The 22,784-nt window shown below is 43.3% G+C and carries 18 protein-coding genes and 5 tRNA genes; 2 read left to right on the top strand and 21 right to left on the bottom strand.

The window, feature by feature from the left end; translation table 11 throughout:
- Positions 1-97 precede the first annotated feature (97 nt).
- A complete protein-coding gene (locus HYG89_RS02760) occupies positions 98-1,474 on the bottom strand; it encodes a Na+/H+ antiporter family protein (RefSeq protein WP_178865970.1) in 1,377 nt (458 codons plus the stop codon).
- A gap of 91 nt (positions 1,475-1,565) precedes the next feature.
- Complete coding sequence (locus HYG89_RS02755) at positions 1,566-2,456, bottom strand: alpha/beta fold hydrolase (protein WP_178865968.1); 891 nt, start codon at positions 2,454-2,456, stop codon at positions 1,566-1,568.
- 120 nt (positions 2,457-2,576) lie between these two features.
- Here HYG89_RS02755 and HYG89_RS02750 point away from each other — a divergent pair, with 120 nt between their 5' ends.
- Positions 2,577-3,062 (top strand): DUF4442 domain-containing protein, encoded by a 486-nt coding sequence (locus HYG89_RS02750; protein WP_131260963.1) that lies wholly within the window; start codon positions 2,577-2,579, stop codon positions 3,060-3,062.
- A gap of 208 nt (positions 3,063-3,270) precedes the next feature.
- The gene (locus HYG89_RS02745; protein ID WP_178865966.1) at positions 3,271-4,122 is read left to right on the top strand and encodes an alpha/beta hydrolase; all 852 of its coding nucleotides are present in this window, start codon (positions 3,271-3,273) and stop codon (positions 4,120-4,122) included.
- 102 nt (positions 4,123-4,224) lie between these two features.
- Here HYG89_RS02745 and HYG89_RS02740 read toward each other — a convergent pair whose 3' ends face one another.
- The 19 genes from HYG89_RS02740 to HYG89_RS02650 all read right to left on the bottom strand — a co-directional run bounded on the left by HYG89_RS02740 (position 4,225) and on the right by HYG89_RS02650 (position 22,722).
- Positions 4,225-4,581: a hypothetical protein gene (locus HYG89_RS02740; RefSeq protein WP_004975789.1), complete on the bottom strand. Its 357-nt coding sequence runs from the start codon at positions 4,579-4,581 to the stop codon at positions 4,225-4,227.
- 111 nt (positions 4,582-4,692) lie between these two features.
- Complete coding sequence (locus tag HYG89_RS02735) at positions 4,693-5,253, bottom strand: hypothetical protein (protein ID WP_178865963.1); 561 nt, start codon at positions 5,251-5,253, stop codon at positions 4,693-4,695.
- 151 nt (positions 5,254-5,404) lie between these two features.
- Complete coding sequence (rpoC, locus tag HYG89_RS02730) at positions 5,405-9,604, bottom strand: DNA-directed RNA polymerase subunit beta' (protein WP_096902331.1); 4,200 nt, start codon at positions 9,602-9,604, stop codon at positions 5,405-5,407.
- A 157-nt stretch (positions 9,605-9,761) separates the two neighbouring features.
- Positions 9,762-13,850, bottom strand: a complete 4,089-nt coding sequence (rpoB, locus tag HYG89_RS02725; protein ID WP_131260966.1) for a DNA-directed RNA polymerase subunit beta — start codon at positions 13,848-13,850, stop codon at positions 9,762-9,764.
- Between the two features lie 307 nt (positions 13,851-14,157).
- A complete protein-coding gene (rplL, locus tag HYG89_RS02720) occupies positions 14,158-14,529 on the bottom strand; it encodes a 50S ribosomal protein L7/L12 (RefSeq protein ID WP_004975779.1) in 372 nt (123 codons plus the stop codon).
- Between the two features lie 48 nt (positions 14,530-14,577).
- Positions 14,578-15,084 carry a 50S ribosomal protein L10 gene (gene rplJ, locus HYG89_RS02715; protein WP_096902333.1) on the bottom strand — a complete coding sequence of 169 codons (507 nt, stop codon included), beginning with the start codon at positions 15,082-15,084 and terminating at the stop codon, positions 14,578-14,580.
- 321 nt (positions 15,085-15,405) lie between these two features.
- On the bottom strand, positions 15,406-16,101 hold the full coding sequence (gene rplA, locus HYG89_RS02710) for a 50S ribosomal protein L1 (RefSeq protein ID WP_004975774.1): 696 nt from the start codon (positions 16,099-16,101) through the stop codon (positions 15,406-15,408).
- A 3-nt stretch (positions 16,102-16,104) separates the two neighbouring features.
- Positions 16,105-16,533: a 50S ribosomal protein L11 gene (gene rplK / locus HYG89_RS02705; protein WP_004975771.1), complete on the bottom strand. Its 429-nt coding sequence runs from the start codon at positions 16,531-16,533 to the stop codon at positions 16,105-16,107.
- 116 nt (positions 16,534-16,649) lie between these two features.
- Complete coding sequence (gene nusG, locus HYG89_RS02700) at positions 16,650-17,183, bottom strand: transcription termination/antitermination protein NusG (protein ID WP_004975770.1); 534 nt, start codon at positions 17,181-17,183, stop codon at positions 16,650-16,652.
- 7 nt (positions 17,184-17,190) lie between these two features.
- Positions 17,191-17,631: a preprotein translocase subunit SecE gene (gene secE / locus HYG89_RS02695; RefSeq protein WP_004975769.1), complete on the bottom strand. Its 441-nt coding sequence runs from the start codon at positions 17,629-17,631 to the stop codon at positions 17,191-17,193.
- A gap of 73 nt (positions 17,632-17,704) precedes the next feature.
- Positions 17,705-17,780, bottom strand: a tRNA-Trp gene (locus tag HYG89_RS02690).
- 51 nt (positions 17,781-17,831) lie between these two features.
- Positions 17,832-19,022 carry an elongation factor Tu gene (gene tuf, locus HYG89_RS02685; protein ID WP_004975768.1) on the bottom strand — a complete coding sequence of 397 codons (1,191 nt, stop codon included), beginning with the start codon at positions 19,020-19,022 and terminating at the stop codon, positions 17,832-17,834.
- Between the two features lie 148 nt (positions 19,023-19,170).
- Positions 19,171-19,245: transfer RNA gene (locus HYG89_RS02680), tRNA-Thr, on the bottom strand.
- 14 nt (positions 19,246-19,259) lie between these two features.
- Positions 19,260-19,335, bottom strand: a tRNA-Gly gene (locus HYG89_RS02675).
- Positions 19,336-19,371: 36 nt separating this feature from the next.
- Positions 19,372-19,455 (bottom strand) — tRNA-Tyr (locus HYG89_RS02670).
- 55 nt (positions 19,456-19,510) lie between these two features.
- Positions 19,511-19,586, bottom strand: a tRNA-Thr gene (locus HYG89_RS02665).
- 98 nt (positions 19,587-19,684) lie between these two features.
- On the bottom strand, positions 19,685-21,178 hold the full coding sequence (gene trpE, locus HYG89_RS02660) for an anthranilate synthase component I (RefSeq protein ID WP_178865961.1): 1,494 nt from the start codon (positions 21,176-21,178) through the stop codon (positions 19,685-19,687).
- Between the two features lie 160 nt (positions 21,179-21,338).
- Entirely contained in the window at positions 21,339-22,010 is a 672-nt protein-coding gene (locus HYG89_RS02655) for a phosphoglycolate phosphatase (RefSeq protein ID WP_004975764.1), read from the bottom strand.
- Between the two features lie 61 nt (positions 22,011-22,071).
- Entirely contained in the window at positions 22,072-22,722 is a 651-nt protein-coding gene (locus HYG89_RS02650) for an FHA domain-containing protein (RefSeq protein WP_004975761.1), read from the bottom strand.
- Between the last annotated feature and the right edge of the window lie 62 nt (positions 22,723-22,784).

The following is a 22,784-nucleotide window of genomic DNA, read 5'->3' as shown; positions in this document are numbered from 1 at the left end:
GATGAATTTGAGAAAGATTCTTCTTGTCGTTTTAGCACGATGCTGCAACGTGCCCAACCTATTCTGAACACGTGTGCTTACAAATTTTGGTGATGATTTACAGCACCATCGCTGCAATCCAGCCAAAAATAATCAGTGGAATATTAAAGTGAATAAAAGTCGGTACCACACTGTCTTTCATGTGGTCGTGCTGCCCATCCATATTTAAACCCGAAGTTGGCCCCAAGGTTGAATCCGATGCTGGAGAACCCGCATCTCCTAAGGCTGCTGCTGTACCAATAATCGCAATGGTTGCTGCAGGGCTAAAACCGAACTGCAAACATAAAGGCACATAAATAATCGCTAAAATAGGCACGGTAGAGAAAGATGAGCCAATCCCCAAGGTGATTAACAAACCAATCAATAACATTAAAAATGCAGCCAAAGCTTTGCTATTGCCAATCCATTCCACCGACGCTTCTACCAAAGCAGGCACTTGATTAGTCGCTTCAATCACTGAAGCGAAACCTTGTGCAGCAATCATAATAAAGCCGATGAGTGCCATCATACGCATACCTGTAATGATCACATCATCTGCTTCTTTCCATTTGAAAATTCCCGCACAGCTTAAAATGGCAACACCGACCAAACCTGCCAGAATCATCGAATCTGAATACAATTGCACCGCCAAGGTTGCAATAATCGCAAACACTGCCATCCACAAGGTAAATTTTGCAATCTGAGGCGCTTGTAGGGTTGGCGCGGCGGTATTTGCATTGAGCTCACTCGAAATGCTTTGAGTACGTGCTACCTGCACATCTAGATAGTGTCGTGGCTTGCGATAACTTACAAATAACGCAAACAATAGACCAATAAACATCCCAAACACAGGAATAAACATGGCAGCAGGAATATCTTCATTTTGAATGGCAAAACCATACGGAGCACCAAAGGTATTGATATTGTGCGCCAAAATATCATTCAGGAAGATTGCACCGAAACCCACAGGAACAAACATATAAGTGGCAACCAAACCAAAAGTCAGCAAACAAACCACTGCACGACGGTCTAGGTTTAAATGATTGAAAACACTTAATAAAGGTGGAATCAATACAGGAATAAATGCAATATGTACAGGGATTAAGTTTTGTGAGAAGACCGCTGCCAAAGCCACAGTAAAATAAATCAGATATTTAACGCGGTTCTGTACCTTAGTATTACTGCTACCTGTTAAAGTGCGAATCAGTTTGTAGGCCAATAAGTCAGGCAAACCTGAACGTGCCAAAGCCAAAGCAAATGCACCTAAAATACCGTAAGCAAGGGCAATTTTTGCACCACCACCTAAGCCATTATTAAACGCATCTAAAGTGCCTTGTAAGCCTAAACCAGCCAGTAAACCACCTGAAACTGCACCAATAACCAAGGCAAAAACCACAGGCACACGAGCCAACGACAATCCGAACATGATTGCAATGGCAGCAAGAATTGCGAACATAAGAGATGAAAATTCAAAAAAGAAGCTATTTTATCAGAGATTATGCAGATTGGAGTTGACCAAACATTCAACTCCGACAAGCGTTTCTGATTTAAATTACTGCAGCATGTGAATTTGCATGACCTAAAGCAAAATCACGGATGGCAGTAGCAACCGCTTGCGGCTGACTAAGAATCGCCCAGTGATTAGCTGCCAATTCCACACGTTGAAAATCATCTACCCAAAGCGACATTTCATCAATCAATTCAGCACCCACAAATTGATCACATTTCAAGACAATAGCTTGCACAGGACAAATTGCATAACGTTGACGCGGCTTTAATAAACGTGGGATAAAATTGGCACGATATAAATTGACGCCATAGCGCCCATCTTTGCGGATATTAGGATTGATCGCAATATCTTGATCGCGTTCTAAGCGCATCACTACCTGACGCCATTGTTCAGGTTGAAAGAACTGCCAAACTGTAGGCGCAAGTGCAGGAAGTTGAAAGGCAGCAATATACCAAGATTTACGCATTTGTTTGAAAAATTTAATTTTATTTTCAGAAAACTGCTTACGCATCCAGAACGCTGCATGATCCAAACATGGGCCTGAAATACTGCTGTACGATAAAATTCGTCCCTTTAATTCTGGATCCGTCACTGCTTCCCAAGACTGAATTGAACCCCAGTCATGAGCTGCCAAGTGAAATGCACGCTGCCCCAAAACGGCATTAGCAACAGCCATTAAATCTGCAGCCAATTGAGCCAAGCTATAGGCACGAATGGATTTAGGAATGGAGGATTGTCCCGCACCGCGCACATCATAACTCACCACATAAAAATCTTGCACCAACACGGCAATCACTCGTTCCCAGACTTCTTGGTTATCTGGATAGCCATGCAGCAAAATCAATGCAGGTGCCGTTTTTTCCCCCCAAGTTTTGACATAAAGCTGTTGATAATCTGAGGTTTCAATCCATTGCGTTTGTGCTTGCATAAACATCCTGTTGTTTATTGTTGACATGATTGCTCTTGAGAATAACAAAATATGCCATTGGCTTGCTCAAATTTCATACTAATATAAGAAAAATCTACTTAAGGCTCTATAAAATTTCCCATGAACCTCATCAAAAAATTGCAGCAACTTCCTATCGTTTCTAAATACTTTTTAAATCGGTACCCACCCTATCGGGGTGCAGGTATTGAAATTGATCAAATCGATTTAGCCAACCACCATGTCCGTGTCAAAATGCCACTCACTCGCAAAAATCAAAATATTGTCGGCGTACATTTTGGCGGCAGCCTCTATTCCATGGTAGATCCATTTTATATGTTAATTCTGATGCATCACTTGGGTTCAACATATATTGTTTGGGATAAAGCGGCAACGATTCATTTCCTCGCCCCAGGACGCAGTACGGTGTATGCCGATATTCGCCTGAGTGCCGCTGAAGTCGAGGAAATCAAACAGATCGCAGAAGACTATGCTCCTCTGACACGTCAATATACGCTCAATATTATCGATGAATCAGGTGTACGAATTGCAGAAGTGCATAAAACGTTATATATCCGACGTAAAAAGCCCAAAGCCGTAGCAACGTAATTTTTAGCTCACATAAAAACGCAGAATCTAATGATTCTGCGTTGTTGGTAATATTATTTTAATCAAAAGACAAAAAGATCAATGTCACCGACAAACTTCTCTACTCTTTTTGAGCAGGTATGAATTAATTAACGTATTACTGTTGATACATCAGTGGATCATAAAAATTATAAACATTGATAGTATTTAAAATTAAAGGATCATTAAAATGAAAAAAAATCTTGTGCCAATCTTTTCCCTACTTTGTTTCTATTCATCGACATCCCTCCATGCTTTGGTGCCGAATACATTTACCAAAGTCCAGACTTTGAAAAATGTGGCTTATGGATCTCATCCTCAACAAGTGATGGATGTCTATTTCCCTGCCAAAGTACTCACAGATCAAACACCAGCCCCGCTCATGATGATGGTCCATGGCGGTGCTTGGAAAATGGGTGATAAAAATCATGCTGCTGTGGTCAAAAATAAGCTGAGTTACTGGACCAAGCAAAACTGGATTTTTGTGTCTATCAACTATAGATTAGTTCCGGATGTGACCGTACAGCAGCAAACTCAGGATATCGCCCAAGCGCTTATTTATATCCAAAATCAGGCACCGCATTGGCATGCTGACTCAAAACACTTGGTACTTATGGGGCATTCCGCGGGCGCACACCTGGTCAGTCTATTAACCGTTCGCCCCCATTGGCTAGCACCCCAGCCACAGCCTTGGCGTGCTACTGTTGCTTTAGATAGCGCGGCTTATGATATAGAAAAGATAATGCAAACACGTCATGCACGTTTTTATGATCAAGCCTTTGGTGATCAACCTTCCAAATGGAAAGCCCTTTCTCCGATAGCTCAGCTACATCAAGCTTTACCTGCATTCCTCGCGGTGTGTTCAACCATCCGTGCAGACCAACCCTGTACTCAAGCTCGACAATTTATTCAACAAGCACAGAAATTCGGAACTCAAACCCAGTTATTGCCTGTCCGACTTTCACATGCTGAAATCAACAAGTCATTGGGACAAAATAATGCTTATACTCAAGCAGTCAATCAATTTATCCAAACGCATTAATTTTTCAGCTTGCGTATAAAAAACGCAGAATCATAAGATTCTGCGTTGGATGTACTGAAATATAAGTACTTCAGTAGGATGGCATGGCTGTTCGTATTCAGATTAACGCTTTTGCTCGATGGCTGCACCAGCACCACCACCAACAGCACCACCGATTGCAGCGCCTGCATTACCACCTATCACTTCTTTACCTAAAATTGAACCAATCGCACCGCCAATTCCACTATAGGTTGCGTTACGGTTAGAACCATCTTGGGTTTTACTTCCAACTGCCGCACCTGCACCTGCGCCGGCTGCTGCACCAACACTACCACCTACGCTGTTACCCGCTGCGCCACCAACGGCACCGCCTAATGCTGCAGCACCAATACGTTGGTCATTAGAACTCATGCTTTCACAACCCGCCATAAGCATGGTCGATACTGTGGCAATTGCCAATACACTCAATACTTTTTTCATGGTGATCACTCCCCCTCGGTCTATTCGCTCTCAGCTTAGTGCATATTGCGGTAACAACTTTGAAAAAACTGTTACCAAGCACAGCAAGATGAAGGTATTTCTGTAAAAGACTTAAGGCTGAATAGATGATTCAGCACCATCTTCTTCCAAAAGCACGACATCTCTTGTGGTTTGTCCATCTTCAGTAAAAACTGCATGAGAAATCGTTTCTTTGGTTTCAGGTGTTTTCACCTGATCTAATTTCAAAGTACGGCGAATAGGTGCTTGTCCTGGCTTATATTCCATGCCTTCTGCATCAATCGTTTTCACTTCAGAAATGACTTTACCATCCTGCTTTAGGGTTTTATTCAACTCAATTTTTGAGGTTGGTACAATCACCCCACCTTTTTGAATCACAGGAATACCCAATTGTTTCTCTGAAAACTGTGCTTGATCATCATCAAAAACAACTTCCTTTGCCACAATATCTTTACCCTGATTGCTCACTTCAAAAATCGTGGCTTCTACATGGCGTATAGGCTTTTCACCTGTCACTGTACGAATCACTTCAGTTTTTAGAATAGGCACAATGGCTTTGTCTTTCACCACAATGCTGTTTGGCATTGGTGCAGCCGAAACAGACACACTCAGTAGCATTGCCGATAAACACAGTGTCAGTCCTCTAAATTGCATAAGCTATCCCCTTAGTTTTCTTGATATTTTTAAATTGTTCTTAATTCACTATATGCAATATTGCGGCTTTATTAAAGCAAAATATGCAACTAAAACGTTGGCAAAAAAAAGACGCCTCGAAAGGCGTCTTTAAATGATGCTTTAAAACGAATTAGAGATCGTTAAATTCATCGCTAAATGCTTGGCTTAATGCTTGATCTACATCAGAGAAATCATTCACTAATGCCAATTCAGCAGCTTCAGCTTCTTGACGACGACGCTCTAAGTGGTAAGCAAGACCCGTACCTGCTGGGATCAAACGACCCACAACAACGTTCTCTTTCAAGCCACGTAAATCATCTTCTTTACCTGTTACAGCCGCTTCAGTTAACACACGTGTAGTTTCCTGGAACGATGCAGCAGAAATGAACGAGTCTGTTGAAAGCGATGCTTTGGTGATACCCATCAATTGACGTTCAAACTTCGCTGGGAACTTGTTTTGTGCAAGTACAGCTTGGTTTTCTTGTACCACGCGAATGTAATCCACTTGTTCGCCTTTGATGAAGCTCGTATCGCCACCATCGGTGATTTCAACTTTACGCAACATTTGACGCACGATGACTTCAATGTGCTTATCGTTAATTTTTACACCTTGTAAGCGGTAAACGTCTTGAACTTCGTTCACGATGTAGTTGGTTAATGCCACTTCACCTTTCAAGCGTAAGATGTCATGTGGGTTTTGTGGACCATCAGAAATGGTTTCACCACGGTTCACATGCTCACCTTCAAACACGTTGATGTTACGCCATTTTGGAATCAACTCTTCGTAAATCTCAGAGCCATCATCTGGTGTAATCACTAAACGGTTCTTACCTTTGGTTTCTTTACCAAAGCTCACGATACCTGACACTTCTGCAAGAATCGCATGCTCTTTTGGTTTACGTGCTTCAAATAAGTCTGCAACGCGTGGTAAACCACCGGTAATATCACGAGTACGTGAAGATTCTTGTGGTACACGACCAATAACGTCACCCACACCGATATTTTCGCCATCACGGACAGAAAGAATCGTGTTCTGTGGCAAGAAGTAGAACTGTTCGCCACCATCCACAGTGTCTAATACCACAGCAGGACGTAAGTCTTTACCTGACGCAGGACGTGAAGTCACTGGCAAGATTTCAACTGTGGTCATACCTGTTGCATCATCAGTTTTCGAGGTTGCAGTCACGCCATCAGCAATTTGGCTGAAACGGATTTTACCCGCAACTTCGGTCACAAGTGGATGCGTGTGTGGATCCCAAGTCGCCACAATACCGCCAGCTTCTACCGCTTCGCCATCTTTGAGCAAGATTGACGCACCGTATGGCAGTTTATAACGCTCACGCTCACGACCTAACTCATCGGCAATACCAATTTCACCTGAACGTGAAACAGATACCAAGTGACCTTTAGCGTGTTGTACAGTTTTCACGTTATGGAAACGTACTGAACCTTTGTTACGCACTTGTACGCTATTGGCTGCAGAAGTTCGGCTTGCCGCACCACCCACGTGGAATGTACGCATGGTTAACTGTGTACCTGGCTCACCAATCGATTGAGCAGCCATTACACCCACAGATTCACCTGGATTCACCAAATGACCACGTGCTAGGTCACGACCATAACACTTCGCACATACACCAAAGGTCGATTCACAAGATACCACTGAACGTACTTTTACTTCATCGACACCTTGCTCTTCAAGGAAGTTTGCAAGTTTTTCGTCAATGAGTGTATTACGTGGCAGAATAACTTCGTCTGAACCCGCTTTCTTCACATCTTCTGCAGTTACACGACCTAATACACGCGTACCAAGGTTTTCAATGACATCACCACCTTGAATGAATGGTGTCATCACTAAACCGCCATAAGTACCGCAATCTGGCTCAGTAATTACCAAGTCTTGTGCAACGTCAACCAAACGACGTGTCAAGTAACCTGAGTTCGCTGTTTTCAATGCGGTATCGGCCAAACCTTTACGCGCACCGTGAGTTGAAATGAAGTACTGAAGTACCGTCAAACCTTCACGGAAGTTCGCTTTAATTGGCGTTTCAATGATCGAACCATCTGGTTTCGCCATCAAACCACGCATACCCGCCAACTGACGAATCTGTGCCGCACTACCACGCGCACCTGAATCCGACATCATGTAGATCGAGTTGAATGATTTTTGCTTCTCGTCTTCACCCTGTTTGTTTTTCACAGTTGTGAATGACAAGTTGTCCATCATCGCTTTAGCAACTTGGTCGTTGGTACGTGCCCAAATATCGACCACTTTGTTATAACGCTCACCCGCAGTTACGAAGCCTTGCTCGAACTGTTGTTCAATTTCACGAACTTCAGTTTCTGCTTTTTCAATAATTGCTTGTTTTTGTGGTGGAATAACCATGTCTTCCATACCCACAGAAACACCTGAACGTGTCGCTTGACGGAAGCCCAAGTACATCAATTGGTCTGCAAAAATAACCGTGTCTTTTAGACCTAATTTACGGTAGCAAGAGTTGATTAACTTTGAGATGTTCTTTTTGTTCATCTCTAGGTTAATTTGCTCGAAGCTTAAACCTTCAGGCACAACTTCCCAAAGCAAGCAGCGACCTGGTGTCGTATCTACAACAATAGTTTGTTGCTCACGCTCACCATTTTCATTGATTACGGTTTGGTGTACACGTGCTTTTACGCGAGCGTGTAAGTCAACTTGACCCGTTGCAAGTGCACGGTTTACTTCGTGCGTATCTGCAAACACCATGCCTTCACCTTTGGCATTGATTGCATCACGCGTGATGTAATACAAGCCCAAGACAACGTCCTGAGATGGTACGATGATTGGCTCACCGTTCGCAGGAGACAAGATGTTGTTGGTCGACATCATTAACGCACGCGCTTCTAATTGCGCTTCAAGTGTTAATGGTACGTGTACCGCCATTTGGTCACCGTCGAAGTCAGCGTTGAACGCAGCACAAACGAGTGGGTGTAAACGGATGGCTTTACCTTCAATCAGGATCGGTTCAAATGCTTGAAGACCTAAACGGTGAAGTGTAGGCGCACGGTTCAACATCACTGGGTGTTGACGAATGACAGATGCAAGTACATCCCAAACTTCTGGGGTTTCGCGCTCAACCATTTTCTTCGCAGCTTTAATGGTGGTTGCTTGACCTGAAGCTTGTAATTTTGCAAAGATGAATGGCTTGAACAGTTCAAGTGCCATTTTCTTCGGAAGACCACACTGGTGTAAACGTAGGTTTGGACCAACGGTAATCACCGAACGACCTGAATAGTCAACACGCTTACCAAGTAAGTTTTGACGGAAACGACCTTGCTTACCTTTGATCATATCTGCCAAAGATTTAAGCGGACGCTTGTTTGAACCTGTGATTGCACGACCACGACGACCGTTATCTAACAAGGCATCAACAGACTCTTGTAACATACGTTTTTCGTTACGTACGATGATGTCTGGCGCTGCAAGGTCAAGAAGACGCTTCAAACGGTTGTTACGGTTAATCACACGACGATAAAGATCGTTCAAGTCAGAAGTCGCAAAACGACCACCTTCAAGTGGAACCAACGGGCGAAGGTCTGGTGGAAGTACTGGCAGTACATTCATCACCATCCATTCTGGCTTATTGTTCGACTCTTTGAACGCTTCCATCAACTTCAAACGCTTAGACGCTTTTTTCAGCTTAGTTTCTGAAGTTGTTTGTGGAATTTCTTCACGTAAACGAGCAATTTCAGCTTCAAGATCGATGTCTTTTAACAAGTCTTGAACTGCTTCAGCACCCATTTTCGCAGTGAATTCATCACCATGCTCTTCTAGCGCATTGAAGTATTCTTCGTCATTGAGAAGTTGATATTTCTCAAATGGCGTCATACCCGGGTCAGTTACTACATAAGATTCGAAATACAATACGCGCTCGATATCACGTAAAGTCATATCAAGTAATAAACCAATACGGCTTGGTAATGATTTCAAGAACCAAATGTGTGCAACTGGAGAAGCGAGTTCGATGTGACCCATACGCTCACGACGAACTTTTGCAGTCGTTACTTCAACGCCACATTTTTCACAAATGACGCCTTTGTATTTCATACGCTTGTATTTACCACACAAGCATTCGTAATCTTTTACTGGACCAAAAATTTTGGCACAGAATAAACCATCACGTTCAGGCTTAAACGTACGATAGTTAATGGTTTCTGGCTTTTTAACTTCACCGTGAGACCATGACTTAATCATTTCTGGTGACGCAAGACCAATACGGATGCGGTCAAACTCTACTGGAGCATGACCGTCTGAATCCGTCTTTTTGCGCATGATATCGAGCAAGTCTTTCAATTTTTTTCTCCGTGTGCTGGGAGGCTGTTTTCACATCCCAACTGGGTCACAAATATTGTTTTTTAACTGAGTTTTAATCCCCCTTAATCCCCCTTTTTCAAAGGGGGAAAAGTCCCTCTTTTATAAAGAGGGATTTAGGGAGATTTAATGGAGATGCTTAGTCACCATTTTTCAGTTCAATGTTGATACCTAAAGAACGGATCTCTTTGGTCAATACGTTAAACGATTCAGGCATACCTGGGTCCATATAATGGTTACCATCTACAATGTTCTTATAGATACGGGTACGACCTTCAACGTCATCCGACTTCACAGTGAGCATTTCTTGAAGCGTGTATGCAGCACCGTATGCTTCAAGTGCCCAGACTTCCATCTCACCGAAACGCTGACCACCGAATTGTGCCTTACCACCCAACGGCTGTTGCGTTACAAGTGAGTAAGAACCTGTAGAACGTGCGTGCATCTTGTCATCCACCAAGTGGTTGAGTTTGAGCATGTACATATAACCTACAGTCACTGGACGGTCAAATTTCTCGCCTGTACGACCATCGTACAACACGGTTTGACCAGAACGTGGTAATTCAGCCAGTTCAAGTAATTCTTTAATTTGACCTTCTTCTGCACCATCAAATACAGGAGTAGCCAACGGAACACCTGCACGTAAGTTGCCAGCCAATACCAAGATTTCATCATCAGTTAAGCTGTCAAGATCTTCTTGCTCGCCACCAACTTTGTTATAAATCTTGTCTAGGAACTCACGTAGTTCAGCAATTTCACGTTGTTGTTTGAGCATTTTATCAATTTGCTCACCCAAACCTTTGGCTGCCATACCCAAGTGTGTTTCAAGAATCTGACCCACGTTCATACGCGATGGTACGCCTAGTGGGTTCAATACGATATCTACTGGTACACCGTTAGCATCGTGCGGCATGTCTTCTACAGGCAAGATGTTTGATACAACACCTTTGTTACCGTGACGACCCGCCATCTTGTCACCCGGTTGGATGCGACGCTTAACAGCAAGATAAACTTTAACAACTTTCAACACGCCCGTAGTGAGTTCATCACCTGTAGAAAGCTTACGTTTCTTCTCAGCGAATTTCTCATCAATTTCAAAGCTCTTCTCTTTCAAGAAAGTTTGAATTTGAGTTAAACGCTCAGCAATTGCTTCATCACTTGGTTGAATTTCAAGTAGATCAACTAACTCTAAACCAGACAACACATCTTCAGAAAGTTTGTCGCCACGTTTAGTTGTACCGCCACCGTTAGATTCTTGACCTTTTAATAAGCGGATAATACGTTCACGCGCTGCTTCTTCAAAGATTTTGTATTCTTCTTTCAAGTCTTTGCGGTATGCATCAAGTTGTGCTTTTTCAATCGCTTGTGCACGTTCGTCTTTTTCTAGACCATCACGGGTAAATACTTGAACGTCAATCACAGTACCTTTAGTACCTGATGGAACGCGCAATGATGAATCTTTCACATCTGCTGCTTTTTCACCGAAGATTGCACGAAGCAATTTTTCTTCAGGGGTTAACTGAGTTTCACCCTTAGGCGTTACTTTACCAACAAGAATGTCGCCTGCAGTCACTTCAGCACCAATGTAAACGATACCAGACTCGTCTAGTTTAGACAGTGCAGCTTCGCCCACGTTTGGAATATCAGCTGTGATTTCTTCCGCACCCAATTTGGTATCACGTGCAACACATGACAATTCTTGAATGTGAATCGAAGTTAAACGGTCTTCTTGAAGTACACGCTCAGAAAGCAAGATCGAGTCTTCGTAGTTATAGCCATTCCAAGTCATGAACGCGACACGCATGTTCTGACCGAGTGCAAGCTCACCTCCATCTGTAGATGGACCGTCAGCCAATACATCACCACGACCTACCTTATCACCCATCTTCACCAAAACTTTTTGGTTAATACAAGTGTTTTGGTTTGAACGTGTGTATTTGATCAGGTTGTAGATATCTACACCTGCTTCACCCGCGATCATTTCTTCTTCGTTCACACGAATGACTACACGTGAAGCATCGACATATTCAATACGACCACCACGGTTTGCAATCACACATACACCTGAGTCATGTGCTACGTTCGCTTCCATCCCTGTACCCACAAGTGGTTTATCAGCGATAAGCGTCGGAACAGCCTGACGTTGCATGTTCGATCCCATCAAGGCACGGTTGGCGTCATCGTGCTCAAGGAATGGAATCAGTGATGCTGCTACAGATACAACCTGCTGTGCAGAAACGTCCATGTGCGTCACGCGCTCTGGCGGCATACGCACGAAGTCACCTTGGTGACGTACAGATACGAATTCTTCTGTTAAATTGCCATCTTGGTCTACGCTTGAGTCCGCTTGCGCAATGATCGTGCCCACTTCTTCAATTGCAGATAAATACTCAACTTCATCGGTTACACGACCATCAACCACTTTACGGTATGGCGTTTCCAAGAAGCCAAAATTATTACATTTTGCATAAACAGAAAGCGAGTTGATCAAACCAATGTTTGGACCTTCAGGCGTTTCAATTGGACACACACGACCATAGTGAGTTTGGTGTACGTCACGTACCTCAAAGCCTGCACGTTCACGTGTCAAACCACCTGGACCAAGCGCAGATACGCGACGCTTGTGGGTAATTTCAGACAACGGGTTGTTTTGGTCCATGAACTGAGACAATTGGCTTGAACCAAAGAATTCTTTGATTGCAGCAGCCACTGGCTTCGCATTGATTAAATCTTGCGGAGACAGGTTGTCTGTTTCAGCTTGTGACAAACGCTCTTTTACAGCACGCTCAACACGTACCAAACCAACACGGAATTGGTTTTCAGTCATCTCGCCCACTGAACGTACGCGACGGTTACCTAAGTGGTCGATATCGTCGACTTCACCTTTACCGTTACGGATTTCAATTAAGGTTTTCAGTACATCGGTAATGTCTTCGTTAGACAAAATACCTTCAACTTCACGTGATTTCTGATCTGTACCCACTTCGTAAGGACGACCCAAACGACGGTTGAACTTCATACGACCTACTGGCGATAAATCATAACGCTCAGAAGAGAAGAACAAGTTATTGAACAGATTTTCAGCGGCTTCTTTCGTCGGTGGCTCACCTGGACGCATCACTTTGTAGATTTCTACCAAAGCATCTTCACGACCAACAGTTGTATCTGCACGTAAGGTGTCCGCAATGAACGAACCACGGTCGATGTCATTGGTGAATAGGATGTTAAATTGTTTAACACCACCTTCTGCAAGTTTCACCATGATTTCATGGCTTAACAAGGTGTTTGCAGCAATCACATCGCCATCTTTTAGCTGGATGTCTTCTGCAGTAATACGTTCGTACAAGTACTCATCAGGAACTGAAAGCTTCTCAAGACCAGCTGCTTCCATTTGACGTACGTGACGCGCATTAATGCGTTTACCTTGCTCAACAATCACTTTGCCGTCAGTATCAGTGATGTCAAATTGTGCCATTTCGCCACGTAAGCGTTCTGGGACAAGGTCAATTTGGTAGCTACCCATGTCTAAATAGACAGGTACTTTCTCAAAGAACAAGTCTAGGATTTGTTCATTGCTATAGCCCAATGCACGCAACACTACAGTCGCAAGCAATTTACGACGACGGTCAATACGCACATAAACGAGGTCTTTGGCATCGAATTCAAAGTCTAACCATGAGCCACGGTAAGGAATAATGCGTGCTGAATACAACACTTTACCGCTCGAGTGGGTCTTACCTTTATCATGGTCAAAAAACACGCCTGGTGAACGGTGTAATTGAGAAACAATTACACGCTCAGTACCGTTAATCACAAAGGTACCGTTATCCGTCATCAATGGCATTTCGCCCATGTAGACTTCTTGCTCACGCACATCTTTGATTGATTTCGTTTCACGATCTTTAATGATCAAACGAATTTTTACGCGCATTGGTGCCGCATAAGTTGAGCCGCGAAGAATACACTCACGTACATCAAACTCAGGCTTACCAAGACTATACTCAACAAATTCTAAAGCAGCATTGCCAGAATAACTTTCTATAGGAAAAACTGAACGAAATGCGGCTTGGAGACCGATATCTTCGCGGCTTTTTGGAGTTTTGCCATCTTGAAGGAAAGTACGGTACGAGTCGACTTGAATCGAAAGCAAGTACGGTGCATCCATTACTTGGGGCAATTTACCAAAATTCTTACGGATCCGTTTCTTTTCGGTATATGAGTATGCCATCTGGAGTCCTCGGAAAGTAAACTAAACCCGCCTGCAGAACGGGTTTAGAAGGAATTACGCAGGCCGATATGGCCACCACTCTTTACAAATGCTGCAATTTTTAGTGGTATTAAAACGCTTAACAATATTTTTAAATGTGGAAAAATATTGGTAAGCGTTTGATTTTATTGATTTATATTGTTTTCGATGGTTTTCCCATCATTCAAACAAAAATCGAGCCGATAATTGTAACGCAAAAAGGCTGATGACCCAAGAGCCATCAGCCATTTTTTGGAGTCGATTATAAAAAAATCGACTCCCCTTAAGATTACTTAAGTGTAACTGTAGCACCAGCTTCTTCAAGTTTCTTCTTAAGCTCTTCACCTTCTTCTTTAGAAACAGCTTCTTTGATCACTGAAGGAGCGCCTTCAACGATGTCTTTAGCTTCTTTAAGACCAAGGCCAGTAGCTTCACGAACTGCTTTAATTACAGCAACTTTGTTCGCACCGAAAGAAGTCAACTCAACGTTGAATTCAGATTGCTCTTCTGCAGCAGCAGCGCCAGCGCCTGGAGCAGCAGCAACAGCAACAGCAGCAGCTGATACATTGAATTTCTCTTCAAAAGCAGAGATAAGTTCAACAAGTTCAAGAACAGTTTTTTCAGCAACTGCGTTTAAGATTTCTTCGTTAGTTAAAGCCATGAGAATAACTCCAAATGGAAATTGAATGGTGTGGAAATAAATTTAAGCTTATGCAGCTTCTGACTCGTTTTTCTCTTTGAGCGCAGTAATAAGGCGACCCAATTTCGAAATAGGAGCTTGAAGAACGTTTGCAAGCATAGTAAGCGCTTTTTCTTGGTTCGGAAGATTCGCAATTACGCTAACTTCAGCACCTTGATAAAGTTTGCCGTCAAATGCAGCAGCTTTAAGTTCAAATGCTTTATTCGTTTTAGCGAATTCTTCGAACAAGCGTGCAGCTGCACCCATGTCGTCTTCAGAAGTTGAGAAAGCTAAAATTGTTGGGCCAACAAGGTTGTCGTTCAAGATCGTGAATTGCGTATCTTGAAAAGCACGTTTAGCCAAAGTATTACGTACAACACGTGTAGTAACACCTAATTTACGCGCTTCAACACGTAGAGCCGTTAATTGCTCAACGCTCATACCTTGATAGTCAGCAACAACAGCAGAGAACGCTTTAGAAGCAACTTCGTTAACTTCTGCTACGATCTGTTTTTTGTCTTCGATAAGAAGAGCCATTGTAAAACCTCCTAACGGTGATTTATGTGCTTACGTGAAGCACACTCCCAATTCGTAAATTCATTGCTGAACTTACACGCGGAGGAGGAATAAATCACACCACCGCGTCTACCCAGGCTGGAAGATTAAGAAAGCAGCATAAAACTACTCTCGCCTGAGGTCTTTGACGCTGATAAATTCTCATTTACCAATTCAAAGTCCGCCTGAATGTCCCCCTCTCCTGCTAGGAGAGGGTTAGGGAGAGGTTTAACCCTCATCCCGACCTTCTCCCAGAGGGAGAAGGAGACTTTTCAGGACTTTAAAATTCTTTCTAAGTCAGACTTAGTTAGAAACGTTCTGTACATCAATAACAAGACCAGGACCCATAGTAGAGCTCAAAGTGATCTTTTTGATGTATACGCCTTTAGAAGTTGCAGGCTTTAACTTTTTCAAGTCAGCAACTAAGGTTTCAACGTTTGAACGAACTGCTTCAGCAGTAAAGCCAACTTGACCAATCGCAGCGTGGATAATACCCGCTTTGTCTACACGGTAACGCGCTTGACCTGCTTTTGCATTTTTAACTGCAGTCGCAACGTCAGGAGTTACAGTACCCACTTTAGGGTTTGGCATTAAGCCACGTGGACCAAGAATCGTACCCAACTTACCTACTACGCGCATTGCATCCGGAGCTGCAATCACAACGTCAAAGTCAAGGTTACCCGCTTGAATGCTTTCAGCTAAGTCGTCGAAACCAACTACGTCTGCGCCTTCAGCTTTAGCAGCTTCTGCAGCAGCACCTTGAGCGAAAACAGCTACACGTACAGTTTTACCAGTACCTGCAGGAAGTGTAGTCGCACCACGAACAACCTGATCAGATTTACGTGGGTCAACACCTAGGTTTACCGCAACATCCAAAGATTCTTTGAATTTAGCAGCAGGAAGGTTGTTTAGAACTTCAACTGCTTCTTCCAAAGTGTAAACTTTGTTTGCTTCTACAGCAGCAGCAATGGCTTTTTGACGTTTAGTTAACTTTGCCATGTCTTATAGCTCCACATCCAAGCCCATAGAACGTGCAGAACCAGCAATGGTACGCACACGTGCTTCTAAATCAGCACCAGTTAAATCTGGTTCTTTAGTAGTCGCGATTTCTTCTAATTGAGCACGAGTCAACTTACCAACTTTGTTTTTGTTAGGTACAGCTGAACCCTTTTGAATGCCTGCAGCTTTCTTAAGAAGAATTGCAGCAGGAGGAGTTTTCATGATGAATGTGAACGACTTGTCGTTGTACACAGTGATCACTACAGGAATTGGCAAACCTGGTTCAACTTTTTGTGTAGCAGCATTGAATTCTTTACAGAATGCCATGATGTTAACACCACGTTGACCTAATGCAGGACCAATTGGTGGAGATGGATTCGCTTTACCAGCTGGAACTTGCAGCTTGATATAGCCGTCAATCTTCTTAGCCATTTCAAATTACCTCTGGGTACAAACGCCGCTAGGCTCCCCAATATTTTAAGTAACGATACCGTTACAACAACAATGCCCGATTCATCATAAATCCGGCGTTTTCCAACCACTCAAACTTAAACGGATTTTTCGACTTGACGAAATTCCAGCTCAACCTGAGTAGGTCGATTAAATACATTAATTGTCAACGTTAAACGTGACTTCTCGTATTGAACTTCTTCCACCACGCCTTTAAAGTCGGTGAATGGACCATCAATCACAAGTAATTCTTCGCCTGGTTCAAACATCGTCTTCGGACGAGGTGCTTCACCAGTATTGCGTACACGTGCAAGAATCGCGTCAGCTTCTTTTTGCGTAATTGGGGCAGGCTTTTCTGCTGTACCACCAATAAAACCTAAAACTTTTGGACACTCTTTAACAATGTGCCAAGTTTCATCGTTCATTTCCATTTCAACCAATACATAGCCTGGAAAGAACTTACGCTCTGACTTACGTTTCTTACCATCCTTCATTTCTACCACTTCTTCGGTAGGAACAAGGACTTCACCAAAGCTATCGGCAACAGCGCTACGCTGGATTCGATCATTAAGCGAACGCATCACTTGTTTTTCATAACCTGAGTAGGCATGAATAATGTACCAACGTTTCATAGCTCTTTTACCCGATAATTAACTTGATTGCCCAGCCTAACAAATAGTCAAAACACCACAATACAATTGAAGTGACTACAACAACAATCAATACATGCCATGACGTTGTTACAGTTTCCTGTTTAGTAGGCCAAGTGACTCGACGTAACTCAATACGTGAATCTTTAAGCAAACGAACAAAGCCTTTGCCTTGATGGGTGGCGTATAATAAACCTAAAGCCACAACGATACAAGCCAAAATTACCCCAACACGCACCCAAATATCATTGGCTGGTGCCCAATACGCAGGAAGATGCTGATTCACCATCATCGAAGCGATGAATAAAATCAAAGCGATACCCCACAACACGTAGTCTAATGGAGAACTCGATTGAACAACTTCAGCAGAATTATTTCTTTGAGGGATTGGCGCGTCGCTTAATGCGTCACGCGATTTATCATTCGACATTTTTGTACTCGTCGTAGAATTCGCGACTTATTATATGACTAGATTAGCCGACATCAAGCTTTTTTAAAAAAAGTGGCAGGCCAGGAGGGACTCGAACCCCCAACATTCGGTTTTGGAGACCGACGCTCTACCAATTGAACTACTGACCTACAAAACAGAACGAGAGCCAAAGCTCTCGACCTGTTTAACACATTCTATAATTATGCTGTTACTTTAGCAACAACACCCGCACCTACAGTACGACCACCTTCACGGATCGCAAAACGTAGACCTGGGTCCATTGCGATTGGGTGGATTAATTCTACTGACATTTCAACGTTGTCACCTGGCATTACCATTTCAACGCCTTCTTTCAACTGGATTGCACCAGTTACGTCAGTTGTACGGAAATAGAATTGTGGACGGTAACCGTTAAGGAATGGAGTGTGACGACCACCCTCTTCTTTAGAAAGTACGTATACTTCCGCATCGAATTTAGTGTGTGGCTTGATTGTACCTGGCTTAGCAAGTACTTGACCACGTTGTACGTCTTCACGCTTAGTACCACGTAAAAGAACACCACAGTTCTCGCCCGCACGACCTTCGTCAAGAAGTTTACGGAACATTTCTACGCCAGTTACAGTTGTTTTAACTGTGTCTTTGATACCAACGATTTCAACTTCTTCGCCTACTTTCACGATACCAGTTTCTACACGGCCAGTTACTACTGTACCACGACCAGAAATAGAGAATACGTCTTCGATTGGCATTAAGAATGCTTGATCGATTGCACGTACTGGCTCTGGGATGTAAGTATCAAGCGCTTCAACAAGAGCAACTACAGCATCTTCGCCATATTGACCTGATTCACCGTTAAGTGCAGCAAGTGCTGAACCACGGATTACTGGAGTGTCGTCGCCCGGGAAGTCGTAAGTAGAAAGAAGTTCACGAACTTCCATTTCAACTAATTCGATTAACTCTTCGTCGTCTACGATATCGCATTTGTTTAAGAATACGATGATGTAAGGTACACCTACCTGACGAGAAAGAAGGATGTGTTCACGAGTTTGTGGCATTGGACCATCAGTCGCTGAACAAACAAGGATCGCACCATCCATCTGAGCAGCACCAGTGATCATGTTTTTAACATAGTCGGCGTGACCTGGGCAGTCTACGTGCGCGTAGTGACGAGTTGGAGAGTCGTATTCTACGTGAGAAGTATTAATTGTAATACCACGTGCTTTTTCTTCTGGTGCAGAGTCGATAGCAGCGTAATCTTTCGCTTCACCACCAAACTTACGTGCACATACTGTAGCAATCGCAGCTGTTAAAGTTGTTTTACCATGGTCAACGTGACCGATTGTGCCCACGTTAACGTGTGGCTTATTACGTTCAAACTTAGCCTTAGCCATGTTCATCTTCCTCGTTTACGTCGAACACAATGCTGAGTAAAACTCTGCCCCGACATATCGCCTAAAAAACTAGACACCTAATACTTGAAAAGCAGACTAATAAGCCTGCTTTTTGAAAATCTTGTGCGAATAATCGCTAAACTGTATCTGGAGCTCTTATCGAGATTTGAACTCGAGACCTCTCCCTTACCAAGGGAGTGCTCTACCACTGAGCTATAAGAGCGACAAATCCTTCGATGGAGCGGGAGACGAGGATCGAACTCGCGACATGCAGCTTGGAAGGCTGCCGCTCTACCAACTGAGCTACTCCCGCATCTATGTTGGTAATTACCACTTCTATCGAAGTTAATGGTGGTGGGAGAAGGATTCGAACCTTCGAAGCTTACGCGGCAGAGTTACAGTCTGCTCCCTTTGACCGCTCGGGAATCCCACCATTTTCACACTTACTCAGTGTTCGTTCTTTACTTAACAACTCAAACTCCCTAAGATGGTGCCGGCACACGGATTCGAACTGTGGACCTACTGATTACAAGTCAGTTGCTCTACCAACTGAGCTATGCCGGCGTTTCTTAGTGTTTCGTACGTTTCGTATCGGAACGGTGTGCAGTTTAGCAAAACTTGAAATCCGTGCAAGTGTTTTTTTCAAAAAAAACGCTAAAAACTCATAAAATCAATCCATTTGATGATAATTCAACCGCTTTGATCACTGCGCGAGCTTTTATTTGGGTTTCATTCCATTCAGATTCAGGATTTGAGTCCGCAACTAGACCTGCGCCTGCCTGCACATAGACCTTATTTTGACGAATAACACAGGTACGAATCGCAATCGACATGTCCATTTCGCCATGCCAGCCTAAATAACCAACAGCACCACCAAAAACACCACGTTTTACAGGCTCAACTTCATCAATAATTTCCATGGCACGAATTTTTGGTGCACCCGAAAGTGTCCCTGCAGGGAAAGTTGCCTGAAAAACATCCAAAGCATCGACATCGTCACGCACTTTACCTTGCACATTGGACACAATATGCATGACATGCGAATAACGCTCGATCACCATTTGATCAGTCACTTGTACTTTACCAATTTTGGCGATACGCCCGACATCATTACGCCCCAAGTCAATCAGCATTAAGTGTTCGGCAATTTCTTTTTCATCCGACAACAAATCTTGCTCAAGTGCCAAATCTTCTTCTTTGGTTTTACCGCGCGGGCGTGTACCTGCTAAAGGACGCACAGTGGCAATACCATTTTCCAAACGCGATAAAATTTCAGGTGATGAGCCGACAATATGAAACGGCTGATCATCGCCCAAAGTTTTGCCTTGTACCAAGAATAAGTACGGCGATGGGTTGAGATGGCGCAAAGCACGATAAACCTGTAACGGCTCACCATCAAAATCTGACACCATGCGATGTCCAGGCACCACTTGCATAACATCGCCTGCACGAATGTATTCTTTGACGGTATCAATGGTCGCCAAGAATTTTTCTTTGCCTGTAAGCGATTCAAAATGTGGTGGCGTATGTTTTTCTGCTTTTAGACTAATCGGGGTTGCTAAAATTTCTTCTAGTGCATCGAGTTGTTGTTGTGCCTTGTCATAAGCATCTGCCTGCGCTGCATCGGCATGCACAATTAAGAACAAGGTATCTTTTAAGTTATCAAACACGATGACTGTTTTAGACAACATCATCCAAATATCAGGCAAACCGACTGGATCTGCTGCAGGCACGTTTTTTAAACGCGGTTCGATATAACGCACTGCATCGTAACCAAAATAACCCACCAAACCACCTGTAAAGCTTGGCAATTCAGGCAAGTCAGCTTGCGTAGGCACTTTAAATTGCGCTTGAAAATCGCGGATATACTGAAACGGCTGTGCACAAGTTTGTTTTTCGATTGAACCGTCAGCATGTTGGATGGTGAGTTCACCCGCATTACAGGAGAAAACTGTAGATTCACCCAAACCAATAATTGAATAACGTGCCCAGTTTTCACCACCTTCTACAGACTCAAACAAATAGGCTTGTTGATGCTGCTTCAAACGTGCAAATACCGACAATGGAGTTTCGGTATCGGCCAAACGCTGGCGATATACAGGAATGAGGTTGTAGCCTGCTGCTTTAAGTTGTTCAAATTGAGTCAGAGTGGTCATGTGAAGCTCTCTATATTTCGATGTAGCAATGTTTTCGATAAGACGAAGTGAAGGACGGTTGTAGATTGACTAGCGTCGCCATCGAAATATGGGCATTACAGCCTGACTCATATTGATATCCTTTATAGCAATTAGCGTAAAATTATTTGATTTTTGAATCTTAAATATTTAACAATTCAGTTAAATTATCCACAATTTGTTGCGGCTGACAATTGGCAATCGGCTCACCATGATTATAGCCGTAGCTGACCACAATACAATCAATCCCCGCTCGACGCGCGGCTTCAACATCATTAGAAGAATCACCAATCATCAAGACTTGAGACTTCTCCACTTGATAATGTTCAACACAATGCAGCAATTGACGCGGGTGTGGTTTACGCTCCTCAAAGCGATCTCCACCAATCACATCAGCAAAATAGTGTTGCATCTCTAATGCTTCAACAATGGCACGAGCAGGTAGTTCAGGTTTATTGGTCACACAAACTAAGGTTTTTTGTTGTGCTTTTGCCCAGTCCAAAAATTCAATAATGCCCGGGAATGGTTGTGTGTCGATACACGGATCGGCATTATAAATTTCTAAGAAGGTGTTCAGTAGCTGTTGTTGCTGTTCAGGATGAACTTCGCCCATTAAGTGCGATAAGACACTATTGCAAAATACCGCAGTTCCCTTCCCCACCCAAGTTCGCACTTGTTCCAGTGTTACCAAAGGCAGTTGCAGTGCATTTAAACTCATGTTCATGGCGCGGTATAAATCTGTCGCAGAATCGACCAAAGTGCCATCTAAATCAAATAAAATGACTTGACGTGTATCAAGCTGAGCAATAGACATTCTTCCCCCTAAATGAACAAAGGCATGCGATCGCATGCCTTGATTGTAAAGCAAAGGCTGCTTATTTAAACAATAGCCAAGCCAAAACTGCCAAAATCACCAAGACAATCAGTGAAATCAAGCCAACAGAAGCATTTTTTTGCTGTTCTTTCTCTTGTTCCACACGAGAAACAGGCTGCTCGACAGACACAGGTGTTGGCTCTGCTGGAACTGCATGAATATCCACGCCTTCTGGAATAGGTGCTGGTTTTGGTACTGCCACGCCTTGCGGCATACCATCACGGTTTAATTGCACAGAACTGTCACGTTGATTCAATTCAGGCATTCCCTGCTCGTTCATTTGCTGTGCAGGTGTTTTTTCTGTTTGTGCTGTGACTTTTTCAGCAGTTTCGGCGACATCTGCCGCATGTTCCAATTCAACCGCAGGCGCAAATACTGAAAACTTTAAGCTGGCAAATTGGACGATATCACCTTCTTTAAGTAAGGTTTCATCGGCAATGCGTAAATCATTTACAAAAGTGCCGTTGGAAGAATTTAAATCTTGCACATACAGCGCTTGTTCTTTAAGTAAAAAAGCCGCATGTTTACGTGAAATTTCTGCCGATTGCAGCACCAAATCTGCACTTTGATGACGCCCCACCAACATATCACGGTCGATACTAATTTCTTGGCCAGTAAATTCACCGCTAATTGCTTGTATTTTCCAAGTCATAAATAACTTCTCTCGTGTGATTTGGCGACATCATAACATGCCCTCAACCACAATCTGCGCAG

Origin of the sequence: Acinetobacter sp. SwsAc5 (assembly GCF_013391485.1) — a bacterium.
Taxonomy (GTDB): Bacteria; Pseudomonadota; Gammaproteobacteria; order Pseudomonadales; family Moraxellaceae; genus Acinetobacter; species Acinetobacter towneri.
This window is presented reverse-complemented; position numbering and strand designations above follow the sequence as displayed.

Coding starts and splice junctions, on each gene's coding strand:
- HYG89_RS02760 (WP_178865970.1), bottom strand. CDS start 1,474: ATGTTCGCAATTCTTGCTGCCATTGCAATCATGTTCGGATTGTCGTTG.
- HYG89_RS02755 (WP_178865968.1), bottom strand. CDS start 2,456: ATGCAAGCACAAACGCAATGGATTGAAACCTCAGATTATCAACAGCTT.
- HYG89_RS02750 (WP_131260963.1), top strand. CDS start 2,577: ATGAACCTCATCAAAAAATTGCAGCAACTTCCTATCGTTTCTAAATAC.
- HYG89_RS02745 (WP_178865966.1), top strand. CDS start 3,271: ATGAAAAAAAATCTTGTGCCAATCTTTTCCCTACTTTGTTTCTATTCA.
- HYG89_RS02740 (WP_004975789.1), bottom strand. CDS start 4,581: ATGAAAAAAGTATTGAGTGTATTGGCAATTGCCACAGTATCGACCATG.
- HYG89_RS02735 (WP_178865963.1), bottom strand. CDS start 5,253: ATGCAATTTAGAGGACTGACACTGTGTTTATCGGCAATGCTACTGAGT.
- rpoB (WP_131260966.1), bottom strand. CDS start 13,850: ATGGCATACTCATATACCGAAAAGAAACGGATCCGTAAGAATTTTGGT.
- rplL (WP_004975779.1), bottom strand. CDS start 14,529: ATGGCTTTAACTAACGAAGAAATCTTAAACGCAGTTGCTGAAAAAACT.
- rplJ (WP_096902333.1), bottom strand. CDS start 15,084: ATGGCTCTTCTTATCGAAGACAAAAAACAGATCGTAGCAGAAGTTAAC.
- rplA (WP_004975774.1), bottom strand. CDS start 16,101: ATGGCAAAGTTAACTAAACGTCAAAAAGCCATTGCTGCTGCTGTAGAA.
- rplK (WP_004975771.1), bottom strand. CDS start 16,533: ATGGCTAAGAAGATTGACGGCTATATCAAGCTGCAAGTTCCAGCTGGT.
- nusG (WP_004975770.1), bottom strand. CDS start 17,183: ATGAAACGTTGGTACATTATTCATGCCTACTCAGGTTATGAAAAACAA.
- secE (WP_004975769.1), bottom strand. CDS start 17,631: ATGTCGAATGATAAATCGCGTGACGCATTAAGCGACGCGCCAATCCCT.
- tuf (WP_004975768.1), bottom strand. CDS start 19,022: ATGGCTAAGGCTAAGTTTGAACGTAATAAGCCACACGTTAACGTGGGC.
- trpE (WP_178865961.1), bottom strand. CDS start 21,178: ATGACCACTCTGACTCAATTTGAACAACTTAAAGCAGCAGGCTACAAC.
- HYG89_RS02655 (WP_004975764.1), bottom strand. CDS start 22,010: ATGTCTATTGCTCAGCTTGATACACGTCAAGTCATTTTATTTGATTTA.
- HYG89_RS02650 (WP_004975761.1), bottom strand. CDS start 22,722: ATGACTTGGAAAATACAAGCAATTAGCGGTGAATTTACTGGCCAAGAA.